At 63.6% G+C, this 11,019-nt stretch carries 13 protein-coding genes; 12 read left to right on the plus strand and 1 reads right to left on the minus strand.

Features of this window, described 5'->3' with window-relative positions:
• The 6 genes from EOA38_RS15670 to EOA38_RS15695 all read left to right on the plus strand — a co-directional run.
• Nucleotides 1–240, plus strand: a 240-nt coding sequence (locus EOA38_RS15670; RefSeq protein ID WP_189434691.1) for a crossover junction endodeoxyribonuclease RuvC, incomplete at its 5' end; no start/stop codon positions are given.
• 61 nt (nt 241–301) lie between these two features.
• Nucleotides 302–553, plus strand: a complete 252-nt coding sequence (locus EOA38_RS15675) for an AbrB/MazE/SpoVT family DNA-binding domain-containing protein (protein ID WP_127299628.1) — start codon at nt 302–304, stop codon at nt 551–553.
• A 2-nt stretch (nt 554–555) separates the two neighbouring features.
• Nucleotides 556–969, plus strand: a complete 414-nt coding sequence (locus EOA38_RS15680; protein WP_127299620.1) for a type II toxin-antitoxin system VapC family toxin — start codon at nt 556–558, stop codon at nt 967–969.
• Nucleotides 970–983: 14 nt separating this feature from the next.
• Nucleotides 984–1,604, plus strand: a complete 621-nt coding sequence (ruvA, locus tag EOA38_RS15685; protein WP_127299621.1) for a Holliday junction branch migration protein RuvA — start codon at nt 984–986, stop codon at nt 1,602–1,604.
• Nucleotides 1,605–1,644: 40 nt separating this feature from the next.
• Nucleotides 1,645–2,682 carry a Holliday junction branch migration DNA helicase RuvB gene (gene ruvB / locus EOA38_RS15690; RefSeq protein WP_127299622.1) on the plus strand — a complete coding sequence of 346 codons (1,038 nt, stop codon included), beginning with the start codon at nt 1,645–1,647 and terminating at the stop codon, nt 2,680–2,682.
• Between the two features lie 135 nt (nt 2,683–2,817).
• A complete protein-coding gene (locus EOA38_RS15695) occupies nt 2,818–3,714 on the plus strand; it encodes a metallophosphoesterase (protein WP_127299623.1) in 897 nt (298 codons plus the stop codon).
• A 273-nt stretch (nt 3,715–3,987) separates the two neighbouring features.
• On the opposite strand, the gene EOA38_RS15700 is transcribed toward EOA38_RS15695, so the two are convergent.
• The gene (locus EOA38_RS15700) at nt 3,988–5,238 is read right to left on the minus strand and encodes a cellulase family glycosylhydrolase (RefSeq protein WP_127299624.1); all 1,251 of its coding nucleotides are present in this window, start codon (nt 5,236–5,238) and stop codon (nt 3,988–3,990) included.
• Nucleotides 5,239–5,335: 97 nt separating this feature from the next.
• On the opposite strand from EOA38_RS15700, the gene ybgC reads away from it, so the two are divergent.
• From ybgC to pal, 6 genes are all read left to right on the plus strand, one after another.
• Nucleotides 5,336–5,803 (plus strand): tol-pal system-associated acyl-CoA thioesterase, encoded by a 468-nt coding sequence (gene ybgC / locus EOA38_RS15705; protein WP_127299625.1) that lies wholly within the window; start codon nt 5,336–5,338, stop codon nt 5,801–5,803.
• A gap of 338 nt (nt 5,804–6,141) precedes the next feature.
• Nucleotides 6,142–6,852 carry a protein TolQ gene (gene tolQ, locus EOA38_RS15710; RefSeq protein ID WP_126091443.1) on the plus strand — a complete coding sequence of 237 codons (711 nt, stop codon included), beginning with the start codon at nt 6,142–6,144 and terminating at the stop codon, nt 6,850–6,852.
• Between the two features lie 9 nt (nt 6,853–6,861).
• Nucleotides 6,862–7,323 carry a protein TolR gene (tolR, locus tag EOA38_RS15715; RefSeq protein ID WP_126091444.1) on the plus strand — a complete coding sequence of 154 codons (462 nt, stop codon included), beginning with the start codon at nt 6,862–6,864 and terminating at the stop codon, nt 7,321–7,323.
• A gap of 8 nt (nt 7,324–7,331) precedes the next feature.
• Nucleotides 7,332–8,486: an energy transducer TonB gene (locus EOA38_RS15720; protein ID WP_127299626.1), complete on the plus strand. Its 1,155-nt coding sequence runs from the start codon at nt 7,332–7,334 to the stop codon at nt 8,484–8,486.
• Nucleotides 8,487–8,553: 67 nt separating this feature from the next.
• Nucleotides 8,554–9,837: a Tol-Pal system beta propeller repeat protein TolB gene (tolB, locus tag EOA38_RS15725; protein WP_245464940.1), complete on the plus strand. Its 1,284-nt coding sequence runs from the start codon at nt 8,554–8,556 to the stop codon at nt 9,835–9,837.
• Between the two features lie 247 nt (nt 9,838–10,084).
• Nucleotides 10,085–10,591 (plus strand): peptidoglycan-associated lipoprotein Pal, encoded by a 507-nt coding sequence (pal, locus tag EOA38_RS15730; RefSeq protein WP_127299627.1) that lies wholly within the window; start codon nt 10,085–10,087, stop codon nt 10,589–10,591.
• The last annotated feature ends 428 nt before the right edge of the window (nt 10,592–11,019 follow it).

Genomic DNA, 11,019 nt, shown 5'->3' on the forward strand with positions numbered 1-11,019 from the left:
GGCACCAGCATGGCGATGCCGCGCGCCGGGCTGGTGGTCGCCGAATATGCCCCCAATGCGGTCAAGAAAGCGGTCATCGGCGTCGGCCACGGCGAAAAGAAGCAGATCCACATGATGGTGAAGGTGCTGATGCCGAAGGCGGTCTTCGACACCGATGACGCTGCCGATGCTTTGGCCATCGCCATCTGCCACGCGCATCACCGCCAGAGCGTCGCCTACCGGAAGACGATTGCCGGATAAGGATGTTCTTGACTTGTTCTGATTGTTGGAATATTTCTTACTTGTAAGAAAGGATTGTTCCATGCGTGTAACCAGCAAGGGCCAAGTGACCATTCCACGCGATCTGCGCGAGACATTCGGCATTGTTGCCAACAGCGAAGTGATCTTCGGCATAGAAGGCGGAAAGATCACGATTACGCCCCGGCACGACAAGGGACGGCAGGCGGATCGTGAACGGCTTGCCCGTTTTCTCGCTGCGCTTGATCGGCTGGAGGGCAGCGGCGATCAGACGATGAATGCCGATGACGTCATGGCCATGACGCGGGATCGCTGATCTTGGCGACGCTTGTCGATACCAATGTGCTTATCGATGTCGCCGTTCGCGATCCTGTCTGGCTGAAATGGTCGCGGCCGAAAATAGAGACTGCGCGCAAGCAAGGCAGCCTGATCATCAATCAGATCATCTATGCAGAGTTTTCGATGCGCTACGAGACGATCGAAGATGTCGACGATGTGTTGCCCGAGGATGAGTACCGACGTGAAGGGTTGCCGTTCGAAGCGGCCTTTGCCGCGTCGAGAGCATTCTTGATCTATCGCCGGCAAGGGGGACCGCGGGAGAAGGTCATGCCCGATTTTTTGATCGGGGCGCATGCCGTCATCCGAGGCTATCCCATCCTTACGCGCGATCCGGCAGGTTTCAGAAAATACTTTCCGGATGTCGAACTTATCGCGCCTGACACCCACCCCTAAGAAAGCCCTCGGACATGATCGGCAAGCTGAAAGGCACGCTGGACGAGATCGACGAAGACGCCTGCCTGGTCGACGTGCATGGCGTCGGCTATGTCGCTTATTGCTCGGCGCGCACGCTGGCTTCGTTGCCGTCGCCCGGCGAGGCGGTGGTGCTGTTCATCGAGACCTATGTGCGCGAGGACATGATCCGGCTCTACGGCTTCCAGAGCGTGCTCGAGCGCGAATGGTTCCGGCTGTTGATGAACAATGTGCAGGGCGTCGGCGCCAAGGTGGCGCTGGCGGTGCTGTCGACGCTGGCGCCGGCCGACCTCGCCAATGCGATCGCGCTGCGCGACATCGCCATGGTCTCCCGCGCGCCCGGCGTCGGCAAGAAGGTGGCCGAGCGCATCGTGACAGAGTTGAAGAACAAGGCGCCGGCCTATGCCGGCTCCGCCAACGGCACGATCGGCCTCAAGCAGGAGCTTGGCGAGGGCGTGGCAGCAGCGCCGATCACCGATGCGGTCTCGGCTCTGGTCAATCTCGGCTATTCGCGCGACATCGCGGCGAATGCGGTAGCGGCGGCGCTGAAGTCGGCCGGCGAAGGGGCGGATGCCTCGAAGCTGATCCGCTTCGGACTGAAGGAACTGGCGCGGTGAGGCGCTTGTCCTGGCCCTTGGCGTATGCGAGGAACGCCGCATGAGCCTTTCGCCCCGCTTCATTGCCCCCGACAAGCGCGGCGAGGATGCCGACCAGAGCCTGCGGCCGCAGTCGCTCGACGAGTTCGTCGGCCAGGCGGCGGTGCGCGCCAATCTCAAGGTCTTCGTCGACGCCGCCAAGAGCCGCGGCGAGGCGCTTGACCATGTGCTGTTCGTCGGCCCGCCAGGGTTAGGCAAGACGACGCTGGCGCAGATCATGGCGCGCGAGCTCGGCGTCAATTTCCGCTCGACCTCGGGGCCGGTCATCGCCAAGGCCGGCGACCTCGCGGCGCTGCTCACCAATCTCGAGGAGCGCGACGTGCTCTTCATCGACGAGATCCACCGGCTCAATCCGGCGGTGGAGGAAATCCTCTATCCGGCGATGGAGGATTTCCAGCTCGACCTGATCATCGGCGAAGGGCCGGCCGCGCGCTCGGTCAAGATCGACCTCGCCCGCTTCACGCTGGTCGCCGCAACAACCCGGCTCGGGCTCTTGACCAACCCGCTGCGCGACCGTTTCGGCATCCCGGTCAGGCTCAATTTCTACACGGTCGAGGAGCTGGAGCAGATCGTGCGCCGCGGCGCCCGCATCCTCTCGATGCCGCTCGGCGATGATGGCGCGCTGGAGATCGCGCGCCGCGCCCGCGGCACGCCGCGCATCGCCGGACGGCTCTTGCGCCGCGTGCGTGACTTCGCTTCCGTCGCCGGAAACGGCCATGTCGACAAGCGCATTGCCGACGAGGCGCTGACGAGGCTCGAAGTCGACGGGCTCGGCCTCGACGCGCTCGACCGCCGGTACCTGTCGATGATCGCTCGCAATTTCGGCGGCGGGCCGGTCGGCATCGAGACGATCGCCGCGGGGCTGTCGGAACCGCGCGACGCGATCGAGGACATCATCGAGCCCTATCTCATCCAGCAGGGCTTCATCCAGCGCACGCCGCGCGGCCGCGTGCTGACCGCCAATGCCTGGCGGCATCTCGGCCTCGAGGCGCCGAAGGACCTCGCGCAGCAGCAGATCAGCCTGTTCCAGGAGGAGTAACGGATATTTGTTCTCCTGTCGGGCAGGGAACGGCTTGTCTGCGCAGAATCTGCTCGCCTCGGCCCAGGTGAGGGCACAATTGCCGCCTTTAAGGCAAGGCTCGCTTACTTGAATCCCAAGGGCTTGGGCTGACAGATGATCACCAGACGTGGCTTCCTGCGCCTCATCGGCGGCTCGTTCCTGTCGATGGTGTCGCTCAGCGCCTATGCCGTCGGCATCGAGCCGATGCTCTTGACGCATGTGAAGCGCTACAGCCTGACGCCGCCGCATTGGCCGGCTGGCCTCAAGCTCCGCGTCGTGGCTCTTGCCGACATCCATGCCTGCAAGCCTTGGATGACAGCCGGGCACATCGCTTCGCTCGTCGAGCGGGCCAACGCCCTGCAGCCGGACCTCGTGGTCCTGCTCGGCGACTATATCGCCGGCATGCGCCTGGTGACGGACGAGGTGCCCGTCCCGGAATGGGCCGCGGCTCTGTCGGGGCTGAAGGCGCCGCTCGGGGTGCTCTCGATCCTCGGCAATCACGACTGGTGGCACGATATCATGGCGCAACGGGCCCGTTCGGGACCGACCGTGGCGCGCAAGGCGCTGGAGGATGTCGGCATCCCGGTGCTGGAGAACGATGTGGTGCGCCTCGAAAAGGATGGGCACGCCTTCTGGATCGCCGGGCTGGCGGACCAGCTCGCCCTGCTGCCAGGCCCGGATCGCGAACAATCCAGAGGATTGGATGATCTCGACGGCACGCTCGCCAAGGTGAGCGAGGGCGCGCCCGTCATCCTCCTCGCGCATGAGCCCGACATTTTCCCGAAAGTCCCTTGGCGGGTGTCGCTGACGCTTTCCGGGCATACGCATGGCGGGCAGGTGCGGCTGTTCGGTTATTCGCCGGTCGTGCCCTCACGCTTCGGCAACCGCTTCGCCTATGGCCATGTCGTGGAAAACGACCGCAATCTGATCGTTTCCGGCGGGCTTGGCTTCAGCATCATGCCAGTGCGTTTCGGCATGCAGCCGGAGATTTTGCAGATCGATTTGGGTTAGTTCCCCAGCACGGGGATTTTGACTGGTCGGCTCTGTTTGCGTTGGCAGGTGGCATGCCTTGGAGATTGGCCGAAACGCCCACCCCGTCGTCATCCACGGGCGGAGCAGGAGGGAAGCTCCGTCGCGAAGACCCTAGAATGACGACGTTGGGGCGGCTTCAACCAATCCCGGCGTTTGCGCTGATTTCACGGAAATGAACGGAAAATCTTGCACGAAGACAAACGGCAACCTTTCAAAATCCCTGTGTCGGGGACTGGTTCGCCCCCAAGCACCTCAGTGTAGCGACCTGATCGCGTCCATCACGTTGGGCTCCGCCTTGTCGCCGTCGAAGGCATCGACGATGCCGAAGGCGCCGCCATAGCCCCATACCGACCAGGAAAAGCCATGCGCCTCGGCGCGCGCGATCATGTCCTTGACATAGGCGGCGCGGTACTCGGCGGGCATCACATAGGCGTTGCCGTATTCCTGGCGGATCATGCCGAATTCGCCGAGCGTGATGTCTTGCGGCTTGATGCCGTTGGCCTTCGCCCAGCCCTCGACGGTCTTGAAAGGCGCGTCCATCAGGCCAACGAGCTTGTCGGGGCTGTCCATGCCGGCAACCTGCTCGTCCAGATAGGCAAGCATGCCGCTGCGGCGCGTCCATGGCGCTTCGGCCCTGATCCTGTCGCGGATCGTCTCCAGCGCCACGTCGAGCCGGGCGCGCGGCACCGCGGTCAGCGGATAGGGCAAGCCGGTGACATAGCGGATGAAGTCGCCGGCCCAGGTCGCGCCCTGATGCGTCAGAAGAAACGGATCGTAGGAATGGAAAGTCCAGATGATGTTGTCGTCGGGGATCGCCTTCGGATCGATCTTCGCCAGCGAGGCCGCGTTGGAATAGCAGCCGCCGGTGAGGATGAGCGTCAGCCTGGTGGCGGAAGACCGCGCGGCCGCGAACAATTTTTTCTGGCGGTCGGGCCACAGGTTCGTGCCGTTGCCGTCGCAATCGACGATCGGCTCGTTCATCAGCTCGAAGGCAACCTGGTTTGGATCCTCGGTGGCGAGTATATGCGCCATTTTGCGAACGACCTCGACATAGGCGTCGAAAGTGGCGGGATCGTCCATCACCTCGCTCATGCCGATCTTGCGATTGCCGCCGGCCGGGATGAGATGCAGGTCGACGATCACTTTCAGCCCGGCGCGGTTGATCATGCGCGCCGAGTCCAGCACGCTGGCGTAGAGGTCGTCGCGCAGCGAAAGCGTCTCGTCGGACAGGAAGGGCGAGGGATCGACCGGCATCCGCAGGAAATCGAAACCGGCATCCTTCAACGCCTTGAGGTCATCCTCCTTCAGGAATTTGCGCCATTCCGGATAGGGCAGGATGGCCTTCGGGTCGCTCCATTTCTCCTCGCCTGTCCAGGTCGTCCACTGGTCGAGATTGAGGCCTCGCTTCATCGAGAACGTCGCCGCCTGACCCGGCAGCGCCACAGCGGCAAGCGCCAGCAGCGCCGCCATCAAGGTCTTGATCATCGCGCCCAACAGTGCCATCCGGTTCCCGCGCCATGCGCACCGCCCCGAGCCGTCCAGCGGTCCGGAGGGCGCGCGAACGAACAGGTGCCCGTTCGGGCCTGAAAAGGAAAGCGCGATGGACGATCATGGTGAATCGGCGCTCTGCGCCGGGCTTTCCGGGGCGCTGACGGAGTTCGGCCACCGGCTGATGGCCAGGGTCTACTATGCCGACACCGATTTCTCGGGCGTCGTCTACCATGCGCGCTACCTCGAATTCCTCGAGCGTGGTCGCTCCGACTATCTGCGGCTCGCCGGCGTCCATCACACCGAGCTTTTGGACGGCAAGCATGGCGAGCGCATCGTCTGGGTGGTGCGGCGCATGGAGATCGACTTCCGCGCGCCGGCCCGCATGGACGATATTCTGACCATCGACACGCGCACCGAGGACATCTCCGGCGCCCGTATCTTCATGGCGCAGCAACTGAAGCGTGGTGACGAGGCGCTGGTCGAGGCAAAGGTCGAGGCGGCGATCATCGGCGATAACGGGAGGCCGAGGCGGTTTCCTAAAGAGTGGATCGCCGCTTTCATGCCTCGGGTGTCCTGATATTCAGGTGATGCCGGCCTGCGAACGACGGCTCGGCCTGCCCCTGAAATCTCAACGCACCTCGACCCCAGTCGGCCAATGAGTATCCGTGCGAGGCGCGGCAATGCGCCGCGCTTCATATCCTAACCCATCCTTAACCATAACGGTTCATGAAGGAATTGGTGAAGATTGGCGCAATTCGTGCCGCCTTCCTTTCACCAAGATTTGCCCCGAAAAGGCCGCGAAACGGTGCATTCGGGGGCTTGTCCCGCAAGCTTCAAGCTTCGCGCGATCGGACCAAAGGGATGCCCATGGGCCAGCCGCCAGCGATGCCCGGAAAATTCTTAAGGACTTAAGTCATGGAAAACATCGCACTCGCCGACCCGGGCGCGCATTTGTCGATATGGGCCCTGTTCATGCAGGCCGGCTGGGTGGTCAAGCTGGTCATGATCGGCCTGCTCTGCGCCTCGATCTGGACCTGGGCGATCATCATCGACAAGCTTGTCGCCTACAGCCGCATGCGCCTCGCCCTCAACCGCTTCGAGCAGGTGTTCTGGTCGGGACAGTCGCTCGAGGACCTCTACCGGACGCTCGCCGACCGCAAGACCACCGGCATGGGCGCGATCTTCGTCGCCGCCATGCGCGAATGGAAGAAGAGCTTCGAGAAGGGCGCGAAATCGCCGCTGGCGCTGCAGACCCGCATCGACAAGGCGATGGACCTGGCGCTGACCCGCGAGATGGAAAGGCTGGAGGGCCGCCTCGGCTTCCTCGCCACGACCGGCTCGGCCGCGCCCTTCATCGGCCTGTTCGGCACCGTCATCGGCATCATGACGTCCTTCCAGGCGATCGCCGCCTCGAAGAACACCAGCCTGTCGGTCGTGGCGCCCGGCATCGCCGAGGCGCTGCTGGCGACGGCCATCGGCCTGCTCGCGGCCATCCCCGCGGTCATCGCCTACAACAAGCTGTCGTCGGATGCGAACAAACTCGCCATGCGCATGGAAGGGTTTGCGGATGAGTTCTCCGCCATACTCTCGCGCCAAATCGATGAAAAAGTGGCGCAGAAGGCCTGAGGTACGATCATGGGGATGTCTGCTGCTAGCGCAGGTGGCATAGGGCGAGGCGGACGCGGCCACAGGCGGCGCGGGCGCCATCATAGCCTGATGTCGGAAATCAACGTCACGCCGATGGTCGACGTGATGCTGGTGCTTTTGATCATCTTCATGGTCGCGGCGCCGCTCCTGACGGTCGGCGTTCCGATCGACCTGCCGGATACGCAGGCCAAGGCGATGAATGTCGACACGCAGCCGATCACGGTGTCGATCAATTCGACCGGCCAGATCTATCTCCAGGAAACCGAGATCCCGATCGAGGAGCTGGTGGCGAAGCTGCAGGCGATCTCCAAGACCGGCTACGACGAGCGCATCTTCATCCGCGGCGACAAGTCGACGGACTACGGCACCGCCATGAAGGTGATGGCCCGCATTTCAGCGGCCGGCTACAAGAACATCGGCCTGGTTTCGCTGCAGGAACAGGACCAGTAGACACGAAGATGAGGACCGGCCTCACCACATCGGTGATCTTGCATGCGGTGGCGCTGGCCTTCGGGCTGTTCACGCTGTCCTCGCCGCCGGCCATGCCAGCCAGCGACGTGGAGTCGGTGGCGGTCGACATCGTGCCGATGGAAGCGGTTGCGCAGACGCTGCAGGGCGACAAGAAAGCCGTGATGCACGACAAGCCGGCGCCGCTGCCGACAAAGCGCCCGGATATCGTTCCCGATGCGCAGAAGGTCGGCGAGAACAGCGTCGACACCGACAAGCCGGTGACGGACGAAGCCAAGCCGAAGCCGGTCGACAAGACGTCCGCGCCGCCGCCTGCGCCGACGCCGACCGAGAAGCCGGCCGCCGAAGACGTGCAGAAGCCGCAGGAAAAGCCGAAGCCGGTGCCTGCGACCGAAGTGGCGCCGACGCCGGCGCCGAAGGAAGAGGTCAAACCCGAGCCGGTCAAGCAGGCGGATCCCAAGCCGACGCCGGCCAAGGAGCCGACGCCAACGCCGCCGAAGGAAACGACCGCCGCCATCCAGAAGGAGGAGGTCAAGCCTGACGCCGTCGCCGAGGCGATCGCCAAGGAACAGCCGACCGACGAGGCGAAGCTTCCGGACTCCGCGCCGGCGCCGGAGGCGCGGCCGAAACCGCAGCCAGCCCAGGCCGAAAGCGCCAAGGCGCCGGACCGCAAGGACGCGGAAAAGCCGGTCAAGGAAGCCTCCTCGAAGCCGAAATCGGATGAGAAGCAGTTCAACGCCGACGAGATAACGGCCCTGCTCGACAAGCAGAAGCCGTCCGGCGGCGGCGCCAAGCGCTCGACGCAGCAGTCATCGCTGGGTGGGGACAAGAACCAAGGCCAAAAGCTTTCCAAGTCGGAGGAAGGAGCGCTGAGAGATCAGCTTGCCGGTTGCTGGTCGATTCCTGCGGGGGTTGAAGGCTCGGAGAACCTCGTTGCCGTGGTCACGTTCAATCTCAATACCTCTGGGAAGCTGGATGGCCGCCCCACCGTCGAAAAATCGAGTGGAAACCAGCAGTTTGACGAAAGCGCAGTGCGCGCGGTGCAGAAATGCGACATGGCCGGCCTCCAGGTTCCCGCCGGCAAGCAGGACATCTGGTCCGACTTCCGGGTCACGTTCGATCCAAGGGAGATGCTTGGCCTCTAGGCCCGGCGTCTGAACCATCAAAGAAGAGAAGCGAGAAGACATGAGATCTTTCCTCAAGCCGCTCCTGATGATTGCCGCCATGGCGCTGGGCATGACGGCCGGCGCCACCTTGCCGGCCTGGGCCCTCGTCGAGCTCAACGTCAACAAGGGCAATGTCGAGCCGCTGCCGATCGCCATCACGGACTTCCAGTCCAGCGATGCGCTCGGCGCGCAGATCACGGAGATCGTCACCGCCGATCTGAAGCGTTCCGGACTGTTCGCGCCGATCGACAAGAGCGCCTTTATCGAGAAGATCTCGGGCCCGGACGCCACGCCGCGCTTCGACGACTGGAAGGTGATCAACGCGCAGGCGCTGGTCACGGGCAGCGTCGGCAAGGAGGCCGACGGCCGCATCCGCGCCCAGTACCGTCTGTGGGACACGTTTGCGGGGCAGCAGATGGCCGGCGAACAGTTCTTCGCCAATGACGCCAACACCAGGCGCGTCGCCCATATCATCGCCGACGCCATCTATGAGCGGCTGACCGGCGAAAAGGGCTATTTCGATACGCGCGTCGTCTTCGTCGACGAATCCGGCGCCAAGAACGCGCGCAAGAAGCGCCTCGCCATCATGGACCAGGACGGCGCCAATGTGCGCTATCTGTCGGACGGCCGCTCGATCGTGCTGACGCCGCGCTTCTCGCCGAACCGGCAGGAAATCACCTATATGTCTTATGAGAGTGGGCAGCCGAAGGTCTATCTGCTGCAGATCGAGACCGGACAGCGCGAGCTGGTAGGCAACTTCCCCGGCATGACGTTTGCGCCGCGCTTCTCGCCCGACGGCCAGAAGGTGATCATGAGCCTGCTGCGTGACGACGGCAATTCCAACATCTTCGCCATGGATTTGAGGAGCCGCTCGACCACCCGGCTGACCAATTCCACCTCCATCGACACCTCGCCGTCCTATTCTCCCGACGGCAGCAAGGTGGTGTTCACGTCGGACCGCGGCGGCCGCGCGCAGATCTATGTGATGGGCGCCGACGGCTCGGGCCAGACCCGTATCTCCTTCGGCGACGGCGTCTATTCGACGCCGGTCTGGTCGCCGCGCGGCGATCTCATCGCCTTCACCAAGCAGACCGGCGGCGAGTTCCAGATCGGCGTCATGAAGACCGACGGTTCCGGCGAGCGCATCCTTTCCTCCGGCTTCCAGCAGGAGGGTCCGACCTGGGCGCCGAACGGCCGCGTGCTGATGTTCTTCCGCGACTCGGCCGGCGGGCCGAAGCTGGTCACGGTCGATCTTACCGGCCGCAACGAGCAGCCGATCCCGACCTCGAACTTCGCCTCGGATCCAGCGTGGTCGCCGTTGCTGGAGTGAGGAGAGGAACTGGGGAACTGACGAATTGAAGAACTGAGGAAAGGCGGATTCCTCAACGCTTCATTTCCCCCTTTTTTCATGTTTTGGCCGCATTTCCGCCTACGGTCCGCGCCCAGTGTGGTTCCGGGCAAGAAGGCCGAGGACGGCGGCCGAAACCAAAAATTAACCGTGTTTCTTGAATGCCGGTTAACCCAAACGTGGTTACTGGGTGATCAACGAAATCACTCGAATGCGAAGGAGAGGCGGCATGGGCCGTATCGCAGCACTTACCAGGAATCCGGCGATGATCGCGCTGGTGGCAGCGCTTGCCATCACCGGTTGCGCCTCCAAGAAGACGCCGACCAGCGCGGCCGATCTCGGCCTCAACGGTGCCGGCGCCGCCACGCCCGGCTCGGCGCAGGACTTCACCGTCAACATCGGCGACCGCATCTTCTTCGATACCGACTCCTCCTCGATCCGCGCCGACGCGCAGACCACACTGGGGCGCCAGGCGCAGTGGCTCAACCAGTACAGGCAGTATGCCATCGTCATCGAGGGCCATGCCGACGAGCGCGGCACGCGTGAATACAATCTGGCGCTGGGCGCCCGCCGCGCCGCCGCCACCCGCGATTTCCTGGTCTCCAAGGGCGTTGCGGCCAACCGCCTGAAGACGATCTCCTACGGTAAGGAACGCCCGGTCGCGGTCTGCGACGACATCTCGTGCTGGTCGCAGAACCGCCGCGCCGTCACCACGCTCTCCGGCGCCGGCTCCTGACGGCTCCGCGCCGAAAATCGATATCGATTTTTGCTTCGGTTCGGAAGGGATCATAAGCGCCACAGCGTCCTTTGGGCGTCTGACGACGCGCGGCGCTGTGGACGGCAAAAATACAACATGGCGAAATGAAAGGCGGCCTCAGGGCTGCCTTTTTCGTATGCGACGGGCTGAAACAAAATTTGGCCGAAGTCTCGCGTCCTGCTATGAGCGCGAGGGCGCTTCCTCCCTTCCGATTTGGAAAGGCGCATCAGGCCAACAGATTTCACGGCGAGAGACATAATGCATTTCAGAACGGTCCTGAGCGGCACGCTTGCGCTGCTGCTCGTATCCAGCATCTCAAGCGCCGCCGCCCCGGCGGGCAGCGCCACCGGGCAGTCCTCGGACAGCGGGTTCACTTTCCACCTGCCGACGCTCGGCATCTTCGGCGA

The organism is Mesorhizobium sp. M1E.F.Ca.ET.041.01.1.1 (genome assembly GCF_003997355.1).
In the GTDB taxonomy this organism is placed as follows: Bacteria; Pseudomonadota; Alphaproteobacteria; order Rhizobiales; family Rhizobiaceae; genus Mesorhizobium.